A 26645-nucleotide genomic window follows, 5' to 3' on the forward strand; every position below is an offset into this window, starting at 1 on the left:
CGCTTGTTTTTTCTTTTTATGCACGGTGTAAACTGCCGTGCATATCAAGAAAAATTAGTTGTGCGTACCAAGGATGGACTGGATAGCACCGAAAGCAGGCATGTTGATCACGCTGTACGTGAACACAGAACCGCCCAGGAAGAACAGCGATTGACCAGAAGTACCTGGGTAGTCAGCTGGCTCAGCAGACATGGGAGCCCATTCAATGAAGCCATCGCCAAAGTTTGCAGGACGGCCTGGGATCGTTTCTGGATTAAAGAACGACAGTTCAGCTTCAGCCAGAGCGAAGTTCACAGACTTACGGTTTTGAGCCGCATCGTACATGTTAACCGTGTGGGTGCCACGCTGGTCACCAGTCGACCACACCACAATGCGGGTCTCCAGACCTGCATTAGCCGTGTTATCGATAGCGTAACGCATGCTGAAGGAAGGATTAGGCGTCTGAGGTGGAATGAGGGCCGAGGCAGTAGCACCAACAGCACGAGCACCACCAACGGACAGCAGGCTATTTGGGCCCAGGATGGTCAGGTCAGAACCAGAAACCAGGTTCAGAGGACCGTCGATCACTGGAACATAAGCCACGTCTTGGGTACCGGTGGTGACCTGGAAGGCGCTAGCACCGATTTGACCGTTAGCAGCTGCACCAGCCGTTGCGGCAGCCACATTACATGCAGTTGCTGCAGAGGTGTTGGCGGTGTTTGCACCAACAGCGAACACCAGGTAACCACGCACGCCACTCAGACCGTTACCGGATTGCTGCGACCAAACGAAAGGCTCGAAGTCCTTGTTGGTCATAGGGAAGCAACCGTCGGTGACGTGGTTGGAGTTCGCATCAAAGAACGTCCAAAACACAGGCACAGTGTTGCCGGTTTGATTGACGATACCCACTGCAGTGGTATCGGCGTCGCCGTTGTGGACCACGTTAGGAACCACGAAACCATTGCTGTACGTACCCACGGTGTACGCCTGCGCCACACCAGCACTCAGCGCAGCGGCTGCAACGGCTGCCATTGCAAATTTTTTCATCTTCTCAGTCCTTAGATAATTGAAGGAAGCTTTCCCACCCTGTGCGGGATCTGCAACCCATCCGTACTCCGTTTGGGTTGATGCAATCCTATACTGATACCTTCGATTTTTTCAACCTATTTCAGTCAGAAAACCACCGCACGGTAGTTTGTTGCACCCAAACAACGAACCATCACTGCGATGTTGGAAACATGACACTAGGCCGCTGCACATGGTGCCATGCACCATCAACGCGGCGCCATTCATCTTCCAGCACAGCCTCCTTTCGTTTTACACGTAACAATGGCAGGGAGTAGCGCATCCAGACGGTAACGATGGCGCTGCCCCCGTCAATGCTGCGCACACCACGCACCTCCACCGCATCAAATGCAATGCCCCCACGCTTGAGGTAGCCTTCCAACGTACCGCTCGGGTCCTTGGACAACGCCTCATAGGCCCAGGCTCCTACGCGGTCATTTTTCTGAATGAGCGCCCAGTACGCTTTCGACCGGGCCAGAAGTGCTGCCTGGTCATCTTCAGCCGACACCACTGCACCACCAGTGGCGGCACAGCCCACCAGCACCGCCAAAACCGCAGGCGCAGCCAGGGTTGCGACAAGATGACGACGGGTAACAGGTTTTGTCATGTTAAGAATCTCCTGATTGACTATCTATATGTGGGATGCGCGACGTTGGCCAGAGCCGTAGGAGCCAGGCGCAGTCAGCGCGAGGGTTGCAACGGGGCATCTGGCGGGCGGAAACTCATTGGCTGTGCCTGCAAGGACAAGGAGCGCATACGTTCCCGCATCTCCGCACTGGCCGAACGCAGCTGATCATCGTCCTCCAGAGCGCGGGGCGTCATTAGCACCAGCAGCTCCGTGCGTCTACGCTGGTTTGACGTATTTGAGAATAGGGCCCCCAACACCGGGACGTCTGCAAGCCCCGGCAAACCGGCACGGCTGTTGGTGTCATTTTCACGAATCAACCCACCCAGAACGATGGACTCGCCGGAACGCACTGCGACACGCGTTTGTATTTGCCGGGTCTGAAAGGACCGCTGACTCGTCACAACGTCCCTCTCACCCACATCGGTGACTTGCTGAGAGATATCCATGGAGATCAACCCCCCCGCATTGACGGATGGCGTAACGGAGAGCATCACACCAGTATCTTTGTAAGTAATGGACTGAGTGATAAAGCTACTGCCAGTAGCGGCCGAAGTTGAACTCAGAATGGGCTGTTGGTCTCCGACTTGAATGGTCGCGGTGTGGTTGTTCAGAACCAGGAGCGACGGACTAGATAACAACCGCACTTGATTTTTTGAGGCAACGGCGTTCAGCGCGGCGCGAACCACGTTCGCCTTGGTGATGGTGTACGAAAAGCCAGGGACTTTAGGGCCTATCCCGCTGATTTCGCTGTTGAGATCCAACAGTGCCCCACCTTGGCGGTCCCTGCTAAGACCGTTCTGCAGGAACCACTCCACACCATATTCAAGGTTGCCCGTGAGGCTCACCTCCACGATGCTGGCCTCAATCAACACCTGCATCGGAGCCCTGTCCAGTTCGCGCAATGCCTGCTCGATGCGGCGGTATTCGGTGCGCGGAGCGCGAATCAGCAGAGCGTTGCGCTTCTCGTCTGCAACCACACGCACATTGCCGCCCAATTGACTCGTCGACGTAAGGGATGTGTTGTTCGAAGAAGTTCTGTTTCCGCCAGCACCCAGCGCGGCGTTCATAGGACTACTGCCTGTGCCGGAGCTGCTGCTATTGCCATAGAGGCCGCTGGAACTGCCCGTATTGCCAGTGCTGCCCGTACCCAGACCGGAGCCCCCCGCCCCCCGAGAGAACTGCGTGGGCGCCGAGCCCGCCGCGACGCCACCCGAGCCGGCTTGCCCGGACTGCCCACCAAAAAGGCCATTGAGCATTTCCGCCAGCTGCAATGCCGAGCCGTTTTGCACCGGATACACAAACAGGCTGGCCTCCAGCGTATCGGTAGGACGGTCCAGGCGACGGATCCAGGTTTCCACTTGGGCCAACAAATGACTGCGCGGCGTGACCACTACCAGGGCATTCAGGCGCTCAACGGGAAAGACGCGAATCAAGCCACCCAAAGGGGTCGCCATCTGGGCGCCGGCACCGCTGGCACCACCACTTGCAGCCGCACCACCTGCAGCAGCACCCGACGTGCTAGGCGCGCCCCCCGCAGGTGCGGCACCAGCACCCCCATAGGGATCGGAGGATTTGTCAGAACCCAGCATCGCCTGCAGGGCATCCCGTACCACGTTGACGTTGGCGTTTTCCAACACGAACACACCCAGCGACATGCCAGAGAGAAAGTCCACGTCAAACGCTTCCACCATTTCCAGCCAACCACCCAACTGGGCCTTGCTGCCCTGCAGCACCAGCAGGTTGCGCAAGGAATCCACGTAGACGATGGCCTCACGGGGTGCGATAGGCGCCAGAATCTTGGCCATCTCGGCCGCTGCAATGTGGTTCAAGGGAACGATAACCGTCCCGGCACCCGACAGATCCTTGAATTTGGACGCCCCCACCACCGGGCGCGCGCCCACGGTAACGGTACGCTTGGTCACGTGGTAGACCCCCGCGTTGTCGCGGACGATGGCCAAGTCGTGGGGCAACAGCACCGCATCCAGCACATCCAGAACCTGACTGCGCAGCAGCGGCTGGCGCGTATGCAGGCTCACCACCGTTTCGCCACCAGCGTCGATGGTGTAGTTGAGCTTGAGCAGGTCTCCTAGCAACGCTGTAGCCAAGTTGCTGACAGTGACATTCTCGAAATTGAGTGCCACCTTGTCGCCCTTGGCAAGCACGGGATCGATCGCAGGAGCCTTGTCGCGCTTGAAAAACTGGTCGTTGCCAGGATAAAGCTTGGTGCTGGAAGAAGCATTCTTTTGCGCCTGCTCCTTGGGCGCTGACGCTGCCGGTGCAGGGCTTGGCGCCACTGGCGCAGCCGCAGCTGCAACAGGCTGCGATGGCCCCGGTGCTCCGCCAACTGCGACCTTGGAGTCCGCAACTCCGGACGCCGCAGGACCTCCCTGCGTGCTGGCACAGCCTGCCGCCAGCAATGCGAGCAAGAGGATGGATGGCCGAATATTCATAGAGATAGCTCCAATATTGGGGTACGCCGCTAGGGCTTATTGATTTGTTGCAGGCCTGCGCAGGCGGTCACCGATCGGTCCGGCTTTCACGGCCGCCGCACTTCCCGCTTCCAGCGGGCGCTCTACACGTTGGTCATCAGCTGACACAAAGAGAGCCTTGCGGCCATCAAAGGACTCAACTCGCCAGGGTTTGGTTTCCCCGGTGATCTTGAGGGTGCTGCCATCGGGGCGCTGCAAGATGGCCACACGCTCCTTGCCAGACTCAAATACTGCAGTGAGGCGCGCCTGCAGCAACTCCGTGACCAAACTGGTCTTTTTTTCTTCCACCGCCACCGGGCGCCGCGATGCCCACAACAAGGGGCGCTCCACTGCCTGCTTTGCCCGGACCTTGATCACCGGGGGCATGGGCTCAACCTTTGGAAGATCGGGCCGGCGCGCTTGCGGCGGGTTCCAGCGCTCTTTTTCGGTATGCCACCAGTAAGCGCTCGCAGCCACAGCTACGGCACCCAGGACGGGGCCGACGTACCAAAGTTTGATCATGGCTTGGCCTTTTCTGGTGCCAAGGGGGCCTCCAGCTGCAAAGACAGGCGTGCATTTTGCGGACCCGCGCCAGAACTTGCCCCCTCACGCGTGATGTTGGCGGTGCGCACCCAGAAAGGAGGGCGGTGCGTCTGAAGACTTTCCATAAAGCTCACCAACTTGACCCATTCACCATTCACGGTTGCCGTCAAGCGTATGCGCGCCAGCTTGCCATCCACCCCAGGCTCCAGTGCGACCTGGGACGAAACCAGCGTGCCGCCAGAAGCCATGATCATCTGGCGAAGCTTCTGCTGGATATCGTTTTGAGAAGTTTCGCCAGCAGGGTGCACCAGCGGGGCCACTGTACTGCTTGCAGCGCTGAGCAGGGTTTCGATTTCAGCGCCGGCGTTCACTACCCCTTCCAGGCGTTCGCTGCGGGGCTCCAGTTGTTGCAGGGCGTTGTTGTAACGCGCCCAGAGAGTGCTGTAAATCAGAGCGGCACAAGCCAAGGCGCCAACAAACAGCACCAGCAGCAAAACCACCGAATGACGGCGCCATACATTCATTTTCATGGTTTTGCTCCCTCGCCCCGCCAGCGCATTTCAAACGTGAAGCGCTCTTTATTCAGCGTGCCGTCGCGCACATTTGCCCCGGTGGCGCGCACATCCACCAAGCCAGGCTGGCGCCCTAGATGCCCAATAAGTTCGGTAGCGTTAGCCGTCAAGCCCGTGATCCGGATTTCGCTACCGTTGACTTCGATGCGATCGAGCCAGGTGTCGGCAGGAATAGCGGCGGAAAGCGCATCCACGACACTGGCGAGAGGCAGGTCCGTACTGATGTTCTTGCGAAGCTCTTCCGCCAGTTCTGCCTGGCGACGCAGTTCATCCATCTTCTGGCGCAAGGGAGCCGCCTTGGGCTCCAGCATGTTGACGTGCTCCACAGCGCGGACCACGGCCTGGCGCTTCAAGACCAGCGGCATGAGTGCCGGCAATGACAATGCTGCGAGCAGGACAAGCACCAGCCCCACCCCCAACCAATCCATCCAACGCTGGCGGTTGTACTGCTTTTGCCACGCCGCAGTACGGACGGGAAGCGCGCGCCCCTGGCGCATCAGATACACAGGCGCATTTTCGGCAAACCCGTGCTGCGCCATTTGCTCGGCCAGGGTGTTGCGTCGGCACATGCCCCACTCCACCATCCAACCACCTTGGGCTTGAGGTTCTGCCCACCATGCCGCCACAATCTGTTCCGGCGGCATGGGAGAGACCCGCCACAGGGCTTCTTCGACGCCGCCTGCCAACGAGCGCCGCGGCATATCCGGCAACTGCACGGTGCCCCAAAGACAGCCGGACTCCGGTACCAGCAGGCTGGAAGCCTTTCGGTTGTTGGCGCGCTTGCGGGCACGGGTTCCAGTGATGGTCCAACGCCCTCCGTCGGACGCAATGGCTGCACTCGCGACTGCAGGCCAGGCGCCATGCTCCATGAGAACGCGCTTGAGATCACCGAAACCCCATGCCATTCGGTCCAGTGTTTTTTGCGCACGAAGAGATAGCTGCCCCCAACCTGTCATGGCTTGAATTCCTGTTCCGGCTTGTTTAAGCGGCGTGTCGGCTCCAAAGAGAGCGTTGTCCAGGGCGTCAGACCACCGGGACGCTCGCTGAGATCGATCCATGCCTCACGCTGCCACCAGCGATCACCTTCAGCCCGCACAAAAGCATTGAGGCGCACTGTCAGACCGCCTCCAGCGCGGGCAGGCGAGAAAAATTCGGCTGCAGCTCCTGTCAAAAGCACGCCAGCCCGCGTTTCCGGTGGGGAGTTGTGAATGCGCGCCCCCAAACCTGGCTGTCCCGTGAGGACGTCGATCAGGGCGGGGGGGGCTGAATCGATTTCGATGCGTTGCTGCCCATTGATACCCAAGTGGGGCGCGATTATCTCATAGAGCTCAGACGTCATTCCCAGGACTGATCTCAGTTCCGAAAGGTCATCCAGCGCGCCATTTCGAGGCAGGGAGGGCCAGCCAGCAGCGCGGTATTGGGCAGCCTCAGCCCCGCCCACCCCACCTGGCGTGTCGTCAGGGTCGATGAAGTCCCGCACACGTGAGGTCAAGATGGCAGCCTCCCCCGAGGAGAGCCCTCCAGCTCTTTGAAAGAGCGCCTGCAGCAGGGCTTCGCTGGCGACATTAACGTCTACCAGACCTCCAGAAGGCGTGACCTCCACCCAGATGTCATTCGACCCCATTGGCAAACGTTGAATGCGGTACCAACTGTCTGCGGTCTTTTCGGACATCATTCGCTGCGCTGTCAGTTGGATCGCGGCGTCCAGCACGGACTCTGCGCGCAAGCGTTCCAAATCCAGCGCTGCGCGCTGCGTTTGCTGGCGAATCCCCCGTGAACTCGCCATCACCACCAATGACAAGGATGCAACCAGCCACAGCACCAGAATCAGCGCTGCGCCCCGGCTGCCGTGTTTCGACCGCTTCATCACCTTGCCCTCGCGAGAGGGAACACCAGAGGAGGCCAGTCTCCGCGCGCATCGGCAATTTCCACCCGGATACGTGCGGGGTACTGCGCTTTGGCAGAGTCCCATTGCTGAGTCCACTGACCCGTCAGCCCGTCCTGGTAATGCCACTGAAGCGTTCGCACATCCGACAGAAGTGTTTCGCGCAAAGCCTTGCCCCAGTCCAGCGCCATCAGTGCTCCGTCATAAGGAACGGCTTCTACCGACAGATCGACGCGCCCATCGGCATGGCGCAGGGGGCTCATGCGAAATACGTAGAGTCCCCCAGCATCCCCCCGCTCTGGCAATGGCGCCACCCAGATCGCACCCGCAGCATTTCCGCTAAAGAAATTCACAAAGATGTTTTCGTCGCGCCGACTCAACAAGCGCAGGGTGTCAAACTTGCGCCCAAGCCATTGGCTGACCACCAACATGCGTTCAGAGCGCTCAATGACGCGCTGGTTGCGCTCTTCCGAACGCCCGATGACTCCCACGCCCGCAAACACCAGAGCGACCACTGCGGACGTCACGGCCAATGCGACCAGCAACTCCAACAAGGTAAAACCACGGGAAGTTTTTCGAAAAGAGTGGGTCATGGTGCAGACCTGTAGGGCTTCCATGTGGTCCATGTGACAGCCGTCACCCCATCTTTACTGACCTCTACGGTCACCCTTGCCGCACGCACAGGTGGCCCGGCCACCGGGCGACCACTCTCGTCCATCATTTGGACCGGTTCGGGCGCCACCTGAATCCGCCAATTCCAATCGCCTGCCCGCCCGGAATCCTGTCGCATCAAATCCTCTGCAAAGGTTCCAGCAGCCACTGCCGACCTGGCCACGAGAGAGGCCTCCACCCGAGCCTCCACATCCACCACATTTTTGGAGCCTTGCCCCACGCTGCGGTAAAGACTTGCCAGCGCAATGGAAGCAATTGCCATGGCGACCAAGGCCTCCAGCAAACTGAACCCCCGTTGATTCCGTGGCGCTCGCCTGAATGACTTGAAAATAGGATCAATCAGGGGCAACAGACAGCACGTCACGGTCATGACTGGGCCGCGACCATGGATTGCTCCACCGTCCCAAGGAGCCAGTTCACGCGAAAGCTGACGCCCTGCCCACCTCTTAGCACTGCAAGCCGCCCGCCACGTGCGCCGCCGTCGGAATTGAACACAAAAATAGGTTCTCCCACGGCAGTTGCAGTTTTGCCAGTCCGCGAATTGCGTTCAATCGCTTCCCACTGGACCACCAGTGATGCTGGCACCTCCAGGGCCAGGCGCCCGTCAACCACCAGCCTGCGAATGTCTGGCTGGTAGGTCACGGCCACCGAACGGCCTTCCTGGACGCTGAGCGCACGTGCTTTGTTCAGTTGGCTGGAAACATCCCGTACCGTCTGGTTGTAGCGTGAACGCTCCATGTACGCCTGCCCGCCCGCCCCCACCACGGAGACAGTAATGGCAGCCAGCACCAGCACGACCAGCATCTCCAACAACGTGAAGCCACGGATGCGGAGGTCTGGCGCCAACCAAGGGCGGCTCATGCGAAACAAGTCACCAGACGGCACTGGGGAGTGGAAAGCGCAACAGAGCGTCAGTTAAAAACGTCCGCGTTCTCACCGTCACCGCCCGGCTTGGCGTCAGACCCCAGAGAGAACACGTCGGGCCCGCCATTGCGTCCCGGGTTTTTGTACAAATAGGCGGCACCCCAAGGATCAGAAGGCAGGCCCTTCTTCAGGTAGGGGCCATTCCATCCCTGGGCCGTTGCGGGCCGCTCTGCCAAGGCACGCAGCCCTTCAGCATCATTGGGATAACGGCCGACGTCCAGCTTGAAAAGGTCCAGGCTCTGCTCAATTTCCGAGATCTGAATGCGGGCCGTCTTGGACTTGGCACCGCCTAGTTGATCAAGCACCTTCGGGCCCACCAGCCCGGCAAGCAACGTCAGAATCACCAGAACCACCAGCAATTCAATCAGCGTGAAGCCCGAGGAACGCTGCGCTCGCGCCATTGCTTTGTGTTCAAAATTCACTACATTCATTTCAAAATCTCTCAAATAATCCAGAATCAAATTGTGTCGTTGATCGACAAAACGCCACCCAGAATCGCAATAATAATGAAGGCAACCAATGCCCCCAAAACAATAATAATCAAGGGTTCCATGGCTGCCAAAACACGCCCCATGGTACGCCGACCTTCATCCTCATAACGATCCGCCAAACCCAGCAGAGTAATATCAAGCTGCCCTGTTTCCTCTGCAACCCGAATAAGCTGCGGGGTGCTGGATTTCCCGAAGTAAGGAGAGACAAACCCTGTGGAAAGTCGTTTGCCTGTTTTTACAATGCCCACCAGAGGTTCAATATCCTTGCGCAATGCGGTATTGGTCAGTGCGTCCACAGCAATGCGCAACGCATCCACCATGGGTACACCCCGCTGCAGCAAGATGCCGAAGGTGCGGAAATAAATAGCAAACTGCAGATTCCGCAACACCTTGCCGAACAGGGGGAGGTCCAACAGCACACTGTCAACGCGCAACCGCCCCGCAGGCGTCGCGCCCCAGCGGGAGCCCAGGAACAAGACCACCGTCAAGCCTAACAGGATTGCCATCCAGTGCGAGCGGATCAGATCACTGAGATCGACCACCAAGCGCGTGGAGTAAGGCAGTTTGTCGCCCATGGAATCAAAAATTTCCCGAAACTGGGGAACCACAAATGCCAGGAGCATCACGACGGACAGCACCGCAACAATCAGCAAGATGACGGGGTACGTCATGGAGGAAATGACGTAGTTGCGAAGCTTGTCTTCTGCCTCCAGTTGCACTGTGAGTTCTTTCAGAACCACATGCAGCGAACCAGAAGTTTCCCCCGCCCGAATCAGAACCAGATATTGGCGCCCAAGATCCCGCTCAAACGGCAGCAGCGACTGGTACAGAGACTTACCGCCACGCACCCCTTCCTCGACCTTGGCAATGAAGGCTTTCAGCCGCTCCGTGTTGGCCGTCTCCTTGAGCATGACCAGCGCCTTGTCCAGCGGCATGTTGGCCTGCTTGAGGTGGGCCATCTCGCGGCTGAACAAAAGGATCTCGCCACGTTTGAGCTTGCCCCCCCGGCTTTGCGGCTCATCTTGGGCAACTGCTGCCGACTCGTCTGCAATACGAACCGGCGTCACGCCCTGCCCAATGAGTCGCAGTCGCGCGGTCTCCACGTTCAGCGCGCGGATCGTCCCCTGGCAGGCCTTGCCATCGGACGTGATTCCATCGTATTGAAATTCAATCATTTTGACGCGCAACGCGCAGGACTTCTTCCGCAGTCGTCAGACCTTTGAAGACCTTGGTGGCGCCATCCTGCAACAAGTTCCCCCCGGCATAGGCGCCATCTCCGCCCCCCAACGAAGAACCTCTTTCGAGCACCACTTTTTTTACGTCTTCTGACATTACCAGCAATTCATGAACAGCCAACCGCCCTCGGTAGCCGGTCCCCCGGCATGCAGAACAACCGACGGACCGATAGATGACCTGGCCCTCCTCCATGGCCATGCCCAGGGAGGCTGCGGCCGCCTGCGCCTGGTCCGGCAGCAACGGCGCTTTGCATTCCTCACACAGCTTGCGCACCAGGCGCTGCGCCAGCACGCCAATGACGGACGCCGTGATCAGATAGGGCTCCACACCCATGTTGATGAGCCGCACGATGGCCCCGAGCGCGCTGTTGGTGTGCAGGGTGGACATGACCAAGTGGCCCGTCAATGCCGCCTGCACCGCAATTTCTGCGGTTTCGCCATCGCGCATTTCCCCGATCATGATCACATCAGGATCCTGACGGAGAAAGGATCGCAACACCTTCGCAAAGGTCAGCCCGATCTGGGGCTGGACCTGCACCTGGTTGAGCCATTGCAGCCGGTACTCCACCGGATCTTCCACCGTCAGAATCTTGAGGTTCTCGCCCTCCAGTTCCTGCATGGAGGCATACAGCGTGGTGGACTTCCCGGAGCCTGTGGGACCTGTCACCAGAAAGATCCCATGTGGCACGCTGAGCAGCTGACGCATGGTTTTCAAAGTGGGTGGCGTGAAGTGCAGGCTCTCCAACGAGAGCAGGTCGAAGTTCTTTTCCAGCAAGCGCATGACGACCGATTCGCCAAACATGGTGGGAATGGTGGACACGCGAGAGTCCATTTCCTTGCCATGCACGCGCAGCTTGGTGCGCCCGTCCTGCGGCATCCGGCGTTCCGCAATGTCCAGTTGCGAAAGGATCTTGATGCGGGACACCACAGCGGGGGCATCCTTGTTATCAATCTCGTCAATGGGGTACAGCTCGCCGTCCACCCGTATCCGGACCACCGATTTTTCTTCGTAGGTTTCGATGTGAATGTCGGAGGCCTGGGCCGCCACGGCCTGGGAGAGGATATGGCTCACGCGCTGGATGATGGGGGCCTCCGAGGCCATGTCCCTCAGGTGCTCGATGAATTCAGAAGCCTCGAACTGGTCCGCAACGGCTTCTCCTTCCGGCTCCGACTCCTGGACGTACCAGGCATTGAGCTGACCGGATATTTCAGACTCCAGGCCAAAAAAGACCCTGGGCACATCCCCAAAGACCAGGCGCAATGCATCGCGCAATGCCGCGCTCTTCGGATCTACCGACGCGAAATCCGGCGTGGACTCAGCGTCCTCTGCATTTCCCAAAGGAAGCAGGTTGTTGGCCAGCAAAAAGCTGGTGTTCAACCGCGACGTTTCCGGCTTTTCCTTGGGGAAGGCGTCTTGACGCACCAAAGGCAATCCGGCCTGCCGGGACAGTGCGGAGTAGACATCCACCTCAGACACCAGTCCCAGACTGATAAGCAGGCGCCCCAGACGACCGCCCATGGAACGCTGGACCTCTAGCGCCCTCTCCAGGTCATTGCGCGACAACTTCTGGTCCGCAAGGAGCATCTCACCGAGCCTGGGCGCAGCGATATCGACGCTTTCCACTTCACCAATTTCAGCCGAGAGCTTCATTACCAACGCCTTTGAACATTCTTCCAACCACCCAATACCCGGGCCCGACTTGTCTCACTCGGGCGGAGTGAATCACTTGAACCACAGCAAACAGCGGCTTAATCGATCCAATTCGGGGCCCACATAATATTCGCGATATCCAAAAATTCTCGCCCTCAGAGGCCCACCTCTCCACGCAAGGTATTCTGACACGTAGCCTTCATCCAGCCCCAAGGCGCGCAATCGCAGCTGCAGCGCCTGCGCCTGCAGATAGGTAGCCCCACCCAGCACCCGGACACGCCGGACGATCCCCTGGCCATTCGTCAACAGCCGGAGCAAACGCGTCTTCAGGCTACGATCCTTGGCTCCCACCTGGTTGGCGCCATGCTGGCGATACAGGATCAGCGGGGTTGGCACAAAACGCCTATGGCCGCTTCCACTCACCAGGCCACACCACCAGTCGTGCATGATGGTTTCCTGCGGGAGGGGCAAGGCCATTCGCAACAGGGTGCGGTTCACCATCATCGTGCATCCCGTCACCTGGTTCACGCTGAGCAGCGAAAGTGGCGAGCACTGCAGAGGGTCCATACGTTGGTATGTGGCGAAGGACTCCGAAATCACGCCCAAGTGCTCATCCACCACCGTCAGGTCGGAGTGCACCAGACAAGGCAATTCCGCACCACCCTCTTGCTCCATTCGCACCATTTCTTGGAGACACAGCTCGATTTTCGGAGGGAGCCAGACATCGTCCTGGTCCGAGAAAGCAACCCAAGCAGCCACACCATCATGCAGGCTGGCCACCATGAGATTCTCAAAGTTTCGGACCAGCCCTTGCCCATGGTGGGGATTGGGTACAAGTACCAAACGCTCTCCAAAGCGCACCCGGTAGCTCTCCAGGATTGCAGGCGTGTCATCCGAAGACCCGTCATCGCTGACGAGGAGGCGGAAATTCTGGTGGGTCTGGGCCAACAGCGAATCGAGCTGGGCACGAAGATACTTCGCCCCGTTGTACGTGGCCAGCAGCACATCCACCAGCGGTGACTGCGAGGGGGCAGCCCCGCCCGCCCCTCCGCGTGAGGCCAATCCGTGAGTCGGCTCAGTCACACGGTCCCCGTGCTGGGTGTTGCAGCGCTGTGGGACCGGCATTCTGAATGCATCAGCGCCTCGTAGGCATCTGCGATGCCATCCCAGGTGTAGTGCTCCGCCACGATGTCGCGGGCACGCTGGCTTCGCTGCGGCAGCATGGCGTCCGACTGGTCAACCACTAGGTCCAGGCTGCGAGCGAGTTGCTCGGGGGTTGCAAAGTAGTCGGCCGCATCGCGTGCCACTTCGCGGTTGAACGGGTTGTCATGCGCAATGACCCAGTTTCCGCAGGCCAGTGCCTCGAGCAGCGAAGGGTTCGTCCCCCCCACCGAGTGCCCGTGCAGGTAGCAGGCCGCATGTACACGCAAGCTTGCGAGCTGCCCGGTGTCGTAGATGCCCCCCACGAAACGCACGCGGTCGCTGGCATGTTGCCTCAGCAGTTGCTGGTAGGCCGTAGCACCGGACACATCCCCCACGATGACCAACGGCCAGTCACCTTCGTGCATCTCATAGCCTTGAACGATTTCAAGGATATGGTTTTCTGGCTCCGGGCGCGCCACGACCAGCATGTAGCGGCGGGGCTTCAGCCCCCAGGCAGAAAGCACGGAAGGGTCCACGTCCCGGTCCTGCACCAGTTCGGCGCCGTAGGCAATGAAGCTCGACGGAGCCCCCTTGGGATAAGTCTCGCGGAACCGCTGTGCAATGGCCTCGGCATCGGCGATGAGGCGCGTGGCCACCCGGCTGGCCACCCACTCCATGCAGCGCAGGTAGATGCGTGCAGCCCTCCCCCATTTGCTGCGGGCCCACTCCAGTCCGTCCACATTGATCCAGACCGGAACCCCAAAAACCCGGGGCCACCAGCAGGCCCACGCAGCGCCATACCCCAGCATGTAGACCAGGTCGTACCCCCGCCGGGCGTCCCACAGGCAGGCACAGTCGTAGGCCAGGACCGATGCAGCCCCCCACCGGGGCCGACGTTTGTGGCGCACGCGAACACCTTGGTAGAAGATGTCTTCGACGGACGACTCGCTGGTCTCTGCATACACAGTGACCTCGTGGCCCCGCTCCACCAGGCGTATCGAGAGTTGTTCGGCAAAGGTTTCGAACCCCCCATAGCTCGCGGGGATGCCCCTGGCTCCCAACAGGGCGATCCGCAGCTTGGCAGGGCGGTCCGGAGATCCGCCCGTTGCACGCCCCTGCGCCGTCGTCAAAGGTCTGCCTCAGCGAACCAGCGCCCCGCCTGATCCTTCGCCGAAAGCTGAATAGCGGCATCCACCGCTGGCCAGGCGATGGCAAGCTCTGGATCGTCCCAGCGAATGCAGCGCTCATGCTCCGGGCTGTAGTAGTCGGTGGTCTTGTAAAGGAAGTCAGCCGATTCGGACAACACCAGAAAACCGTGAGCAAGCCCCGGCGGCACCCAAAGCTGCCGGTGGTTGTCTTCGGTCAACAGGGCCCCCACCCACTGGCCAAAGGTGGGTGACCCCTTGCGAATATCCACTGCCACATCAAACACAGCGCCACGCACCACGCGCACGAGCTTGCCCTGCGCCCTGGGGGGCAACTGGTAGTGCAGGCCCCGCAACACACCCTGGCTGCTGCGGCTGTGGTTGTCCTGCACAAAGTCGCACTGGACCCCCGTGGCCTCCCGGAAGGCCTGCTGGTTGAAGCTCTCGTAGAAAAAACCACGGCTATCGCCGAACACCTTGGGCTCAAGGAGGACAACGTCTGGGATGGATTGCCGGATGGAGTGCATGGGGGATCAATAGACTTTGTCGTTCAGCAAACGCTGGAGGTACTGGCCGTAGCCGTTCTTGGCAAGAGGTTGTGCCAGGCGCTGCAACTGGGCACTGTCGATCCAGCCGGCGCGCCAAGCAATTTCCTCGGGGCAGGCAATCTTGAGGCCCTGGCGATGCTCCAGCGTCGCAATGAACTGGCTGGCCTCCAGCAGGCTTTCGTGGGTGCCAGTATCCAGCCAGGCATAGCCGCGGCCCATGATCTCGACATTGAGCTGCCCCTGCTCCAGGTACAGCCGGTTCAGGTCGGTGATTTCCAGTTCGCCGCGTGGCGATGGCTTCAAGCTCCGGGCCATCTGCGCAACCTGGTTGTCGTAGAAGTAGAGGCCTGTGACGGCATAGCTGCTCTTGGGCTGAGCAGGTTTTTCCTCCAACGACAACACCTTGCCCTGGGCATCGAACTCGGCCACACCGTAGCGCTCCGGGTCGTGCACATGGTAGGCAAACACGCTGGCACCCGCAGAGCGCTGTTGAGCGTTGCCCAGCAGTTCATGGAAATCGTGCCCGTAGAAGATGTTGTCTCCCAGCACCAGGGCGCTCGGAGCCCCATCCAAGAAAGACTCCCCGATCACAAACGCCTGCGCCAGGCCGTCCGGGCTGGGCTGCACCGCGTATTGCAGGTTCAAGCCCCATTGGCTTCCATCCCCCAGCAGTTGGGCAAAACGCGGCGTGTCCTGCGGGGTGCTGATAACCAGAATGTCCCGGATGCCCGCCAGCATCAGCGTGCTGAGCGGGTAATAGATCATGGGCTTGTCGTAAACGGGCAGCAGTTGTTTGCTGATGGCCAGCGTGGCCGGGTGCAGCCGGGTGCCGGAGCCTCCTGCGAGGATGATGCCTTTGCGTTGCGTCATGGTCTGGGGTCCGTTCAGAGAATTTCCGTGAGCATGCGCGCCACGCCCTGTTGCCAATGGGGCATCTGCAAACCGAAGGTGGACTGCAGCTTGTGGGTGCTCAGGCGCGAGTTGTGGGGGCGCACGGCCGGTGTGGGAAATGCGCTTGTGGGCACAGGCGCGACTTCTTTTGCTATTATTTTTGTAGCTATTTGCGCTTTCTGGGCTTGCGCCAGCACGTATTTTGCATACTGATTCCAGTTGGTCTCGCCCGCAGCCACGCAGTGGTACAGGCCTGCATCCTGCGGGCGCTGCTGCAGGTGGCGCAGCGCGTGGGCGGTCACATCGGCCAGCAGGTCGGCACCGGTGGGCGCACCCCATTGGTCATCAATCACCGTCAGCCGCTCACGCTCTTGCGCCAGCCGCAGCATGGTCTTGGCGAAGTTGCCGCCGCGTGCTGCGTAGACCCAGCTGGTGCGCAGGATCAGGTGTTTGGCGCCCGCCTCTGCAATGAGCTGCTCGCCTTCGAGCTTGGTGCGGCCGTAAACGCTCAGCGGGGCGGGTGTATCGGTCTCCACCCAGGGGCGGCTGCCGCTGCCATCGAAAACATAGTCCGTGCTGTAGTGCACGAGCCAAGCACCCAACTTCGCGGCCTCCTGCGCAAGGGCTCCGGGCGTGGTGGCATTGAGGGTGCGGGCAAACTCGGCTTCGCTCTCGGCCTTGTCCACGGCCGTATGGGCGGCGGCATTGACGATGACATCGGGGCGCAGGGCGCGCACCGTATCAGCCACGCCGGCGGGGTTGGAAAAGTCACCGCAGTGCTCGGTGCTATCGAAGTCCAACGCCGTGACGGAGCCCAGCACCGACAGGCTGCGCCGCAGCTCCCAGCCGACCTGGCCACCCTTGCCAAACAGCAGGATGTTCATGCAGTGGCGCCCGTCACAGCCGCAGCGGAGGCCTCCTGCGCATACTGGGTCTGCACCCAGTCGCGGTAGGCGCCGGTCTGCACGTTGGCCACCCAGTCGGCATGGTCCAGGTACCACTGCACGGTCTTGCGGATGCCGGTGTCGAAGGTCTCGGCGGGCTTCCAGCCCAGCTCGCGCTCGATCTTGCGGGCGTCGATGGCGTAGCGACGGTCGTGGCCTGGACGGTCTTTCACATAGGTGATCTGGGTGCGGTAGCTTTGGCCGTCAGCACGGGGGCGCAGCTCGTCGAGCAAGCTGCAGACCATGTTCACGATCTCGATGTTGGGCTTCTCGTTCCAGCCACCCACGTTGTAGGTCTCACCGGGCGCGCCAGCCTCCAGCACGCGGCGGATGGCGCTGCAGTGGTCCTTTACGTAGAGCCAGTCGCGCACCTGCATGCCGTCGCCATACACGGGCAGGCTCTTGCCAGCCAACGCGTTGACGATCATCAGCGGGATCAGCTTTTCGGGGAAGTGGTAGGGCCCGTAGTTGTTGCTGCAGTTGGTGGTGAGCACCGGCAGGCCGTAGGTGTGGTGCCAAGCGCGCACCAGGTGGTCGCTGGCGGCCTTGCTGGCGCTGTAAGGGCTGTTGGGCTCAAAGCCACGCGTCTCGGCGAAGGCCGGGTCGGTGGGGGCCAGCGATCCGTAGACCTCGTCGGTGGACACATGCAGGAAGCGGAAGGCGGCACGTTCGCCCTCGGGCAGCGCGCTCCAGTAAGCACGCACGGCCTCCAGCAGGCGGAACGAGCCCACGATGTTGGTCTGGATGAAATCCTCGGGACCATGGATGGAGCGATCCACATGCGATTCAGCCGCGAAGTTGACCACGGCGCGGGGCTTGTGCTCAGCCAGCAGGCGGGTCACCAGCGCGGTGTCGCCGATATCGCCCTGCACAAAGATGTGGCGCGCGTCACCCTGCACGCTGTCCAGGTTGTGCAGGTTGCCCGCGTAGGTGAGCTTGTCGAGGTTGACCACGGGCTCGCTGGAGGCAGCAAGCCAGTCAAGAACGAAGTTGGCGCCGATGAAACCCGCGCCGCCAGTAACCAGAATCATAGGGAGGGCCGTGTGAAATGCCTGCTCGGCAGAACCCACGATTATCCCACCCCGCCCGGCCCCCGGGTAACAGAGTTCAACGCGGGTATTTCTGCCCGGGCCGGCAGGTCATCAGAAGTGGATGCCTCGCATCATCTGCTGCAGCGCCACGGCCTCGGCCGACAGCTGCGGCTTGGCGTCCTTGCTGCCCTTGGCGGCGGTGGAGTCTGGGAACATGCGAAAGCTCGTGTTCATGGTGATCTGCGCCACGCGTGGCACCAGCGCGTGCAGCAGCTGGCCGGTGATGCCCAGCCGCGTGGCGATGCGCACCGGCTTGAAGATGCAGGCCTGGGCGATCATGTCCGCCGCCTCCTCGGGGCTCAGCGTGGGCACGTTGTTGTAGATCTTGGTGGGCGCAATCATGGGCGTGCGCACCAGGGGCATGTTGATGGTGGTGAAGGTGATGCCCTGGTCGGCAAACTCGCTGGAGGCACAGCGCGTCCACGCGTCCAGTGCCGCCTTGCTGGCCACATAGGCCGAAAAGCGGGGCGCATTGGTCAGCACGCCGATGGAGCTGATGTTGACCACATGGCCCTTGCGCTTAGCCACCATGCCGGGCAGAAAGCCCATGGTCACGCGCAGGCAGCCGAAGTAGTTCAGCTGCATGGTGCGTTCGTAGTCGTGGAAGCGGTCGTAGCTCGACTCGATGGCGCGGCGGATGGAGCGACCCGCGTTGTTGATGAGGAAGTCCACACCGCCGTGGTTGTCGATGAGCAACTGCACAAAACGGTCGCAGTCGGTCATGTCGGCAATGTCTGCCGAGTAAGCGATGAATTGGTAGCCCTTGGCCTTGGCTTCGGCACAGGCCTCGTCGAGCTTGTCCTGATCACGCCCGCAGATGATGGTGGTGGCGCCTGCCTCGGCAAACTTGTGCGCTGCCGCCAGCCCAATGCCGGAAGATCCACCGGTGATCAGCACCACCTTGCCCGCCACCGTGCCCTTGAGCGTGCGGTCGATGAACAGCTCGGGGTCCAGATTGCGCTCCCAGTAGTCCCACAGCCGCCAGGCGTAGTCCTTGAGATTGGGGCAGGTGACGCCGGAGCCCTTGAGCGCGGCCAACGTTTCGCGGCAATCAAAGCGCGTGGGGTAATTCACGAAGGTGAGCATGTCCTCGGGCAGGCCGAGGTCCTTCATCACCGCGTTGCGCACGCGGCGCACGGGCGCCAGCGCCATCAGGCTCTTCTTCACGCTCTTGGGGATGAAGCCCAGCAACGCGGCGTTGACGAACAGGTTCATGCGCGGCGCATGGGCTGCGCGGCTGAAGATGTCGAGCACATCGCCCACGCGGTAGCCCACTGGGTCCACCAGGTGGTAGCACTTCTTGGTGATGTCCTTCTGGTGGCTGATGACGTTGAGGGCATTGACCACGAAGTCCACCGGCACGATGTTCACGCGCCCCCCTTCCAAGCCAACGGTGGGCATCCAGGGCGGCAGCAACTGGCGCAGGCGCTGGATGAGCTTGAAGAAGTAGTAGGGGCCGTCGATCTTGTCCATCTCGCCGGTCTGGCTGTCGCCCACCACCATGGCCGGGCGGTACACCGTCCAGGGCACCTTGCAGTCTTGGCGCACGATCTTTTCGCTCTCGTGTTTGGTCTGGAAGTACGGGTGGTCCAGGCCCTCGGCTTCCTCGAACATGTCTTCGCGGAACACGCCTTCGTACAGACCTGCGGCCGCGATGGAGGAGACATGGTGGAAGTGCCCGGCATCAATCGCCTTGGCCAGGTCCACCGTGTTGCGCGTTCCCTCGATGTTCACGGCCACCTGGGTTTCTTCGTCAGCAGAGAGGTCGTACACCGCAGCCAAGTGGTAGAAATGGTCGATCTGCCCTTTGAGCTTCTTCACGTCGTCTGCCGCCACACCCAGCTTCTTCGCGGTGAGATCGCCAAACACAGGGACCGCACGCGTGGGCCCGACACCCCAGAAGCTGCGCAGGTCGGCCACCTTGTCCGCACTTTCCTTGCGGATCAGGAAATGCACCACCGCCCCCTTGCGCTCCAGCAGCTTCTTGACCAGCCGCTTGCCAATGAACCCCGTTGCCCCCGTCACGAAATACTGCATGGATAACTCCTCTGAGATAGCTTCATTCTTGCCCAAGGCCTGCGCGCACCGATTCAGCAGAAACCCGCGCCGATGCTAGGCGGCCAGCGAACGCCCCCGCTAGATGGCACGCTCTACATTTTTAGGAGCGCGCGCCTACACCTGTTGCGCCGTGCGGCGTACAGTGCGGCCATGCGTCGAAGGCAACCCGCCCCGGCAAACCCAACCAACCGCACAACGGAGGCCCCATGGTCAAGAAACTGCAGAAACTCAGCGCCGACAAAAAAAAGAGCAACGCCCAACTGTCCAGCACCGTCAAGGACTCCGCACAGCAGATCTGGCTGGCAGGCCTGGGTGCCTTCTCCAAGGCACAGGAAGAAGGCGGCAAGGTGTTTGAAGCCCTGGTCAAGGAAGGCTTGACCATTCAGCGCAAGACCCAGGCCGTGGCCGAAGAAAAGATCACCGAAGCCACCAGCCGCGTGACCACCATGGCCAGCGACATCGGCTCCAAGGCCCAGGGCCAGTGGGACAAACTCGAAAACATCTTTGAAGACCGCGTGGCCAAGGCCCTCGCCAAGCTGGGCGTGCCCTCGGCCCGCGACCTGGAAGCCCTGAGCGCCCGTGTGGACGCCCTGGCCAAGGGCAGCAAGGCTGCACCCGCCAAAGCTGCTGCCAAGCCAGCCGCCAAACCCGCAGCCAAGGCTCCCGCCAAGAAGGCAGTGGCAAAGAAGGCGGCTCCAGCAAAGGCCGCCGCCAAGCCTGCAGCCAAGGCCCCCGCCAAGAAGGCGGCTGCAAAGAAGACCGCGACACGTGCTGCTGCCGACGCAGCCACCAGCACGCCATCGGCCAGCTGATCACGGCTTGCCACCGGCAAGCACCCAGCCCGCTCCAAGCGGTCCACGCGCCAAGGCGTTTGGACCGCTTTTCTTTTTTTGGTGAAACCCATGAAGTGCGCTACAAGCAGCCTAGGTACTGCATACGCACCCCAAGTTCATGTCGCACTGCAGCATGACCGCGTGGGTTAGAGTAGCCATCAGAGACAACGCAACAACGACGCCAAACGACGCGAAGGGGCCCGCACACATGGTGAAGAAAGCGCCACGCCGCACCGCAGAACGCATTCTGGAAGTGACGCTGGACCTGTTCAACCGGTTCGGTGAGCCCAACGTCTCCACCACCCTGATCTCGGCCGAGCTGCGCATCAGCCCCGGCAACCTGTACTACCACTACCCGGCCAAGGACGAGCTGATCAACGCGCTGTTTGATCGCTACGAAACCTCGCTGACCGAACTGCTGGCCGCCGCCGATGGTGTGCGCAATGTGGAGGACGCCTGGTTCTTCATGCACTCGCTGTTCGAGCTGATCTGGCAGTACCGTTTCCTGTACCGCGATCTCAACGACCTGCTGTCCAAGAACCGGCGCCTGGAAACCCACTTCCAGGCCATCCTCAAAAACAAGACCCGCGCCGTGCGCGCCATGCTCGACGGTATGGGCCGCGCTGATGCACTGCACATCGACTCGCGCGAACTGGAGGCCACCGCCACCAGCATGGTCGTGGTGCTCACTTACTGGCTGAGCTTCGAATACGTGCGCGACCCGCGCCGCGCACTGGAGCCCGAAAGCGCCCAGGCCGCGCTGCTGCGCGGAGCCCACCATGTGCTGAACCTGCTCATGCCCTACCTCGAAAGCGGCCAGCGCGCCCACCTGCTGCAGCTGGTCGGCGCCTACGCACCAGCGCCAGGCTGATACACGGCCCACCCGCCACAGACACCCACCAACAAGAACTTCCGGAGACACACACCATGGCCAAATGGACCCCCTTCCCCCACGCTGGCGACTACCAATTTGACGCTGCGAGCGTCAAGAAGCATTGGGCACGACTGCATGGCGGTGATGCCGAACCCTGCCCCAAGGACGCTGCCGCGCTGGAAGCCTGGGCGCTGTTCCACAACGGTGATTTTGAGAAAGCTGCGGCAGCGGGCATGGCAGCCGGTGGCGCGGGTATCACTGCCGCCAACAAGGCCACCTCCATCTATGCCAACTACCTGGAGCCGAAGGAGAAGGCGCGCCTGGACCTGTTCATGCAGGTGGCCGAACGGGCGGAGGCCCAGGCCGCCAAGGAGCCCGACAACGCCAACGCCTGGTACTGGCATGCCTACGCACTGGGCCGCTACAGCCAGGGCATCAGCGTGGCCAAGGCGCTGGCGCAGGGCTTGGGTGGCAAGGTGAAGGACTCGCTGGAGAAGGCCATTGCCCTGTCGCCCAAACACGCCGATGCGCGCATTGCGCTGGGCGCCTTCCATGCCGAGGTGATCGACAAGGTGGGCTCGCTGATTGGCGGCATGACCTATGGCGCCAAGAAGGACACAGGCCTCAAGCTGTTTCAGGAAGCCCTCAAGCTCAACCCGGGATCGGCCATCGCGATGATCGAGTACGCCAATGCGCTCGTCATGCTGGAGGGCGACAAGAAAATGCAGGAAGCCACCGCGCTCTACGAAAAGGCCGCCGCCGCTGAACCCATGGATGCCATGGAGCGGCTGGATGTGGAGATGGCGCGGGCTGAACTGGAAGAAGAGTAAGAGGCATCCCCCTGAGCGGCTTTGCCGCTTCCCCCTTCTCTCGACTGGCTACGCCATTCGGGAAGGGGGACGACACCCTCGCTGCGGGACGGCCCTTGCTCGGTGTCTCTGGCTTGCGCAGCGCCAGTTTTGCACAGAGGTTTGCAGTAGATTGCCGTGTCGCGCTGCTATGGATGCGGAGCTCAAAAGCCCTCAGCCCCCAAACCGCTGCGCGGCAATCTCCAGCAGGCCGTCAAAAATCAGGTTGTCCACCAGCTCGAACGGCCGTGTCATGCTGGGCGCCATCTTCCAGCCTGCGCCGCCGGTCATGATGCAGGCGGGCTCCTGGCCACAGTGCTGCAGCAGGTGCTGGTACATCCGCTCCACAGCTCCAGCGATGGCGTAGGTGCCGCCGCTGGTCAGTGCATCGCTGGTGTTGGTGGGAAACGGGCGCACCTCACCCGTGGGCACATGCAGGCCGGCGGTGCCCGATTCGAGCGCGCGCAGCATGATGCCGTGGCCGGGCAGGATCAGGCCGCCCATGAAGCGGCCCTCGGTGTCGATGCACTCCACCGTCACCGCCGTGCCCACCATCACCACCACCAGCGGCCGCGCCGGGCCACGTGCCAACACATGGTGGCGCGCGCCGATCATGGCCACCCAGCGGTCCGAGCCCAGGCGCGAGGGATGGTCGTAGCCGTTGGTGAGCCCCGCCTCCTGCGCCGAGGACACCACCCACGAGGGGGTGACGTCCCAGATTTCCATCTGCTCTTGCACGCGGCGTTTGACGGCATCGCCCGCCACCACGCAGCCCAGCATGCGCTCCGGGTGGGGCAGCGACTCCCAGCTACCTTCAGCCAGGCGGTCGATGTGGTCGAGAAACTCGGCGCCATGCGCAATGAGCGCAGCCCCGGGGCGGGGAGCGTCGTACAACGCCCATTTGAGACGGGTGTTACCGACGTCGATGGCCAGAAAAGTCATGCGGCGGATTATCCCGAGTTTTGCGATGCACCTCTGCCCGAGGGCGACAGCCCCCGGCTGCACCACCCCTGCCCTCCCACAAATTGTGAAAAATCGTGTCGCGCCCGTGTCCGACACGACGCAGCCGCCCATTGCCGCTACAGTGGTCCTTCCTGTTTCTGCAACATTAGGAGGTACGACATGGGTCTTTTCAGTTTCATCAAGGAAGCCGGCGAAAAGCTGTTCGGCGGCAAAGAAGCACAGGCCGCCACGGCAGCAGCCCCCACGCAAGATGAACTCAACGCCAAGGCATCCAAGGCCATCGAGACCTACATCGCGTCCCAGAACCTGGGCGCCAGCAATGTGCAGGTGGCCTTTGAAGGACCGGAAGGCAAAGTCACCGTGAAAGGCGCAGCCCCTACGCAGGCGGCCAAGGAAAAAGTCACCCTGTGCTGCGGCAACGTGGCCAGCGTGACCAGCGTCGAGAACCTGATGGATGTGACCAACCCCGAGCCCGAAGCCCAGTACCACGACGTGGTGCGCGGCGACACTCTGAGCGCCATTGCCAAGAAGTTCTATGGCGACGCCAACAAGTACCCCGTGATCTTCGAGGCCAACAAGCCCATGCTGAGCCACCCCGACAAGATCTACCCCGGCCAGAAACTCCGAATCCCGCAGGCTAAGTAACCCCCTGAGTCGCCTGCGGCGCCTTCCCCCAAGGGGGACGCACCCGGTGGCCCGGCAAAGCCGGTTCCACGGGTGCACTGGCCTGAGTCGGGGGTGTACCGACGCCCCAGACGAACGGAACGCCGGGGCAAGTCAAGCTTTAGAATCAGCTGCCAGCGCTTATCTATAAAGCGCTGGCAGCTATTTTTTTGGGAGCATCAACCCTGCTTCCACGGCAGGCCGTGATAGCGCCAGCCGCCTTTCTTGCCACGCTGGCCCTGCGCATCAGCGTCGCCTTCGAAGCCTTCAAGGATGTTGTACGCCGTAATGCCCAGTTCGGTGGCGCGGCGCGCGGCGGCGATGGAGCGCACGCCGCTGCGGCACAGCAGCACAGCCCGGGCGCCCTCAGACACGGCAGTGCGCATCTGCGCATCAAAATCCGCGTTCATGGCCATGCCCGGCCACTGCTTCCACGCTACGGCGACGGCGCCGGGCACCTGCCCCACCCATTCACGTTCGGCGTCGCTGCGCACATCCACCAGCACGGCCTGGCCGGCCTGTACCCACTGCCAGGCCTGCTGGGGCGTCACGTCACCGGCATAGCCGTCGGCGGGAGAAACGGAGGAGAGCGTATTTGTCATGGTTTGGATCCTTTCTGGGCACTAGGCAAAACGTTTGAACTGGGCGCGACCAGTGCGAGGGACGCAAGCCAAGGGCCGCCCCGCAGCGAGGGCGTCGTCCCCCTAGGGGGAAGGCGCCGCAGGCGACTCAGGGGGATTCACCACAAAGGCGCGGGCTCATCCCGCAAGCGGCTGCGCAGCTGCGCATAGTCGGGCACCACGGTGGCCACGGTGTCCCAGAAGCGCGGACTGTGGTCCATCACGCGCAGATGGGCCAGCTCGTGCGCCACCACGTAGTCGATGATGGCCGGGCGGTAGTGCAGCAGGCGCCAGTTCAGGCGGATGGAGCCGTCGGCCTTGGCACTGCCCCAGCGGGTGTTGGCGCTCGACAGGCGCAGGCTGGCCCAGCGCACACCCAGCAGCGGGGCGAAATGGTCGAGCCGGGCCGTGAAGTGGCGGCGCGCGTCACGCATGAGCCAGGCCTGCACGGCGTCGCGGATCTGCGCGGGGCTGGCGCTGTGGGGCAGACCGATGTGCAGGCCGGGTGGCACCACATCCGTGCCCGCCACCAGCGCACCGCCCTTGCCCGCAAAACCGTGGCTCGGGTCCAGCACCACGGTCAAAGGCTCGCCCAGATAGGGCAACACGGCGCCATCGGCCCAGACAATGCGACCGCCTTCCATGCGCTGGTGGCGCTCGCGCGCCTCAGACAGCTTGCGCAGGATCCATTCGGACTTCTCGCGCAGCGCAGAATCCACGCCCGACAGGGTGACCCAGCTGGGCGCACGTACCGACAGCCCATCGGCCCCCACGGTGAAGCCGATGGAGCGGCGCCGCGCGCGCTGCAGCGCATAGGCCACGACGGCGTCGCCCAGCAGCACTTCGCGACTGGCCTGCGGGTGGCGGAATTCGGCCGGGGACAGCAGAGATGGCAGCGGTACAGCAGGTACAGCAGGCCGACTCACTACTGATTTAGGAGCTACTGGCGCTTGCCCATCCAGCGCTGGAGGCAGTTTTTGTTTGGAATCTGCAGCCTTCACCACCGGCGCTGCAGCCGGTGCTGCCGGCGCGACCGGCGGGTCGAAAAAGTCGAGCGCCAACTGCACAAGCCGCTGCATCACGCTCTGGCCTACTTCTCGCCCGCCTTACCGTGCGGGGGGATGACCACGGCTGGGTACGCATCAGGGTCCAGGCGGCGCATCTCGGCCTCGATCCAGGCCTCCACTTCGCGCATCAGCTCGTCGGGCTTGCGGCCTGCGCTGGAAATGGGCTTGCCGATGGACACATCCACCACGCCCGGGCGCTTGATGAACGCCTTGCGCGGCCAGACCTTGGCGGACGTCACGGCAATCGGAACCACTGGCGCGCCGGTGTCGATGGCCAGGCGGGTGCCGCCGGTCTTGTAGTTGCCCTTTTGCCCACGCTCGATGCGCGTGCCTTCGGGGAACATGATGATCCAGATGCCCTGGGCCAACAGGTCCTTGCCCTGCTGCACCACCTTGTGGAAGGCCTGGGTGCGCTGGTCGCGGTCGATGTGGATCATGTCGAGGCGGCCGATGGCCCAGCCGAAGAACGGCACACGCAGCAGCTCCTTCTTGAACACATAGGCCAGGGGGCGCGGCATGATCGCGGGCATCAGAAAGGTCTCGTATGTGGACTGGTGCTTGACCAGCAGCACCGCCCCCGCGTTCTCGCCCTGCGGCAGGTTCTCCATGCCGATCACGTTGGCGCGGATGCCCAGGATCACGCGGGCACCGCTGATGCACAGTGACAGCCACGCGCGGGCGATGCGGTACAGCGGCTTGCCGCGCACGCCCAGCAGCGTGCCCAGCATGATGGTCAGCGCATAGGGCACCACAGTGATGCCCATCCAGAGAAGGTGAATGACGGAACGGAGAAAGGCCATTTTTGTGGTCATTTTGGCCGCCAGCGCTTATCTATCAAGCGCTA

28 protein-coding genes are annotated in these 26645 nt (G+C 61.7%); 4 read left to right on the forward strand and 24 right to left on the reverse strand.

The genetic code is table 11. The features are described 5' to 3' along the window. Positions 1-54 precede the first annotated feature (54 nt). The 20 genes from NFX52_RS07745 to NFX52_RS07840 form a co-directional block, all read right to left on the reverse strand. Positions 55-1026, reverse strand: a complete 972-nt coding sequence (locus NFX52_RS07745; protein WP_055396804.1) for a hypothetical protein — start codon at positions 1024-1026, stop codon at positions 55-57. 172 nt (positions 1027-1198) lie between these two features. Beyond that, complete coding sequence (locus tag NFX52_RS07750; RefSeq protein WP_055396806.1) at positions 1199-1651, reverse strand: hypothetical protein; 453 nt, start codon at positions 1649-1651, stop codon at positions 1199-1201. A 74-nt stretch (positions 1652-1725) separates the two neighbouring features. After that, a complete protein-coding gene (gspD, locus tag NFX52_RS07755) occupies positions 1726-3966 on the reverse strand; it encodes a type II secretion system secretin GspD (RefSeq protein WP_238385546.1) in 2241 nt (746 codons plus the stop codon). 192 nt (positions 3967-4158) lie between these two features. Continuing rightward, on the reverse strand, positions 4159-4662 hold the full coding sequence (locus tag NFX52_RS07760) for a hypothetical protein (RefSeq protein ID WP_238385547.1): 504 nt from the start codon (positions 4660-4662) through the stop codon (positions 4159-4161). After that, a complete protein-coding gene (gene gspM / locus NFX52_RS07765; protein ID WP_238385549.1) occupies positions 4659-5183 on the reverse strand; it encodes a type II secretion system protein GspM in 525 nt (174 codons plus the stop codon). Before gspM ends, NFX52_RS07760 begins: the two co-directional genes overlap by 4 nt. A 26-nt stretch (positions 5184-5209) precedes the next feature. Further along, on the reverse strand, positions 5210-6211 hold the full coding sequence (locus NFX52_RS07770; protein ID WP_055396812.1) for a PilN domain-containing protein: 1002 nt from the start codon (positions 6209-6211) through the stop codon (positions 5210-5212). After that, positions 6208-7122, reverse strand: coding sequence for a type II secretion system minor pseudopilin (locus NFX52_RS07775; RefSeq protein WP_055396814.1), 915 nt, complete (start codon positions 7120-7122; stop codon positions 6208-6210). The genes NFX52_RS07770 and NFX52_RS07775 overlap by 4 nt, the downstream gene beginning before the upstream one ends. Continuing rightward, positions 7122-7733: a prepilin-type N-terminal cleavage/methylation domain-containing protein gene (locus tag NFX52_RS07780; protein ID WP_055396816.1), complete on the reverse strand. Its 612-nt coding sequence runs from the start codon at positions 7731-7733 to the stop codon at positions 7122-7124. Before NFX52_RS07780 ends, NFX52_RS07775 begins: the two co-directional genes overlap by 1 nt. Then, positions 7730-8182 carry a type IV pilus modification PilV family protein gene (locus NFX52_RS07785; protein WP_055396819.1) on the reverse strand — a complete coding sequence of 151 codons (453 nt, stop codon included), beginning with the start codon at positions 8180-8182 and terminating at the stop codon, positions 7730-7732. Before NFX52_RS07785 ends, NFX52_RS07780 begins: the two co-directional genes overlap by 4 nt. After that, positions 8179-8673 carry a GspH/FimT family pseudopilin gene (locus NFX52_RS07790; RefSeq protein ID WP_082437370.1) on the reverse strand — a complete coding sequence of 165 codons (495 nt, stop codon included), beginning with the start codon at positions 8671-8673 and terminating at the stop codon, positions 8179-8181. The genes NFX52_RS07785 and NFX52_RS07790 overlap by 4 nt, the downstream gene beginning before the upstream one ends. Positions 8674-8723: 50 nt before the next feature. Further along, positions 8724-9167 carry a type II secretion system major pseudopilin GspG gene (gene gspG, locus NFX52_RS07795; RefSeq protein ID WP_055396821.1) on the reverse strand — a complete coding sequence of 148 codons (444 nt, stop codon included), beginning with the start codon at positions 9165-9167 and terminating at the stop codon, positions 8724-8726. 26 nt (positions 9168-9193) lie between these two features. Beyond that, complete coding sequence (locus tag NFX52_RS07800) at positions 9194-10402, reverse strand: type II secretion system F family protein (RefSeq protein ID WP_055396824.1); 1209 nt, start codon at positions 10400-10402, stop codon at positions 9194-9196. Beyond that, positions 10395-12113 carry a GspE/PulE family protein gene (locus tag NFX52_RS07805; RefSeq protein ID WP_202907147.1) on the reverse strand — a complete coding sequence of 573 codons (1719 nt, stop codon included), beginning with the start codon at positions 12111-12113 and terminating at the stop codon, positions 10395-10397. Before NFX52_RS07805 ends, NFX52_RS07800 begins: the two co-directional genes overlap by 8 nt. Before the next feature lie 72 nt (positions 12114-12185). Continuing rightward, entirely contained in the window at positions 12186-13124 is a 939-nt protein-coding gene (locus tag NFX52_RS07810) for a glycosyltransferase family 2 protein (RefSeq protein WP_238385548.1), read from the reverse strand. 68 nt (positions 13125-13192) lie between these two features. After that, the gene (locus tag NFX52_RS07815) at positions 13193-14386 is read right to left on the reverse strand and encodes a DUF1972 domain-containing protein (protein WP_055396826.1); all 1194 of its coding nucleotides are present in this window, start codon (positions 14384-14386) and stop codon (positions 13193-13195) included. Then, a complete protein-coding gene (gene rfbC, locus NFX52_RS07820; RefSeq protein WP_055396828.1) occupies positions 14383-14928 on the reverse strand; it encodes a dTDP-4-dehydrorhamnose 3,5-epimerase in 546 nt (181 codons plus the stop codon). The genes NFX52_RS07815 and rfbC overlap by 4 nt, the downstream gene beginning before the upstream one ends. Before the next feature lie 6 nt (positions 14929-14934). Continuing rightward, positions 14935-15819, reverse strand: a complete 885-nt coding sequence (gene rfbA / locus NFX52_RS07825) for a glucose-1-phosphate thymidylyltransferase RfbA (protein WP_055396830.1) — start codon at positions 15817-15819, stop codon at positions 14935-14937. Between the two features lie 14 nt (positions 15820-15833). Continuing rightward, entirely contained in the window at positions 15834-16724 is an 891-nt protein-coding gene (gene rfbD, locus NFX52_RS07830) for a dTDP-4-dehydrorhamnose reductase (RefSeq protein ID WP_055396832.1), read from the reverse strand. Next, positions 16721-17815, reverse strand: a complete 1095-nt coding sequence (gene rfbB / locus NFX52_RS07835; RefSeq protein ID WP_055396834.1) for a dTDP-glucose 4,6-dehydratase — start codon at positions 17813-17815, stop codon at positions 16721-16723. Before rfbB ends, rfbD begins: the two co-directional genes overlap by 4 nt. A gap of 111 nt (positions 17816-17926) precedes the next feature. After that, positions 17927-19912, reverse strand: coding sequence for an SDR family oxidoreductase (locus tag NFX52_RS07840; RefSeq protein ID WP_055396836.1), 1986 nt, complete (start codon positions 19910-19912; stop codon positions 17927-17929). A 227-nt stretch (positions 19913-20139) separates the two neighbouring features. On the opposite strand from NFX52_RS07840, the gene NFX52_RS07845 reads away from it, so the two are divergent. From NFX52_RS07845 to NFX52_RS07855, 3 genes are all read left to right on the forward strand, one after another. Further along, complete coding sequence (locus tag NFX52_RS07845) at positions 20140-20745, forward strand: phasin family protein (RefSeq protein WP_055396839.1); 606 nt, start codon at positions 20140-20142, stop codon at positions 20743-20745. Positions 20746-20974: 229 nt separating this feature from the next. After that, entirely contained in the window at positions 20975-21637 is a 663-nt protein-coding gene (locus NFX52_RS07850) for a TetR/AcrR family transcriptional regulator (RefSeq protein ID WP_121422226.1), read from the forward strand. A 56-nt stretch (positions 21638-21693) separates the two neighbouring features. Further along, the gene (locus NFX52_RS07855) at positions 21694-22470 is read left to right on the forward strand and encodes a tetratricopeptide repeat protein (RefSeq protein WP_055396843.1); all 777 of its coding nucleotides are present in this window, start codon (positions 21694-21696) and stop codon (positions 22468-22470) included. 192 nt (positions 22471-22662) lie between these two features. Here NFX52_RS07855 and NFX52_RS07860 read toward each other — a convergent pair whose 3' ends face one another. Next, positions 22663-23430: a type III pantothenate kinase gene (locus NFX52_RS07860; protein WP_055396845.1), complete on the reverse strand. Its 768-nt coding sequence runs from the start codon at positions 23428-23430 to the stop codon at positions 22663-22665. A 180-nt stretch (positions 23431-23610) separates the two neighbouring features. Here NFX52_RS07860 and lysM point away from each other — a divergent pair, with 180 nt between their 5' ends. Beyond that, on the forward strand, positions 23611-24096 hold the full coding sequence (gene lysM, locus NFX52_RS07865; protein WP_252635597.1) for a peptidoglycan-binding protein LysM: 486 nt from the start codon (positions 23611-23613) through the stop codon (positions 24094-24096). Between the two features lie 197 nt (positions 24097-24293). Here lysM and NFX52_RS07870 read toward each other — a convergent pair whose 3' ends face one another. From NFX52_RS07870 to NFX52_RS07880, 3 genes are all read right to left on the reverse strand, one after another. Continuing rightward, positions 24294-24716 carry a rhodanese-like domain-containing protein gene (locus tag NFX52_RS07870; protein WP_055396849.1) on the reverse strand — a complete coding sequence of 141 codons (423 nt, stop codon included), beginning with the start codon at positions 24714-24716 and terminating at the stop codon, positions 24294-24296. Between the two features lie 137 nt (positions 24717-24853). Further along, entirely contained in the window at positions 24854-25813 is a 960-nt protein-coding gene (locus NFX52_RS07875) for a M48 family metallopeptidase (protein WP_055396851.1), read from the reverse strand. Positions 25814-25824: 11 nt separating this feature from the next. Continuing rightward, a complete protein-coding gene (locus NFX52_RS07880; protein ID WP_055396853.1) occupies positions 25825-26601 on the reverse strand; it encodes a lysophospholipid acyltransferase family protein in 777 nt (258 codons plus the stop codon). Positions 26602-26645 lie beyond the last annotated feature (44 nt).

Origin of the sequence: Acidovorax facilis (assembly GCF_023913775.1) — a bacterium.
Classification (GTDB): domain Bacteria; phylum Pseudomonadota; class Gammaproteobacteria; order Burkholderiales; family Burkholderiaceae_C; genus Acidovorax; species Acidovorax facilis.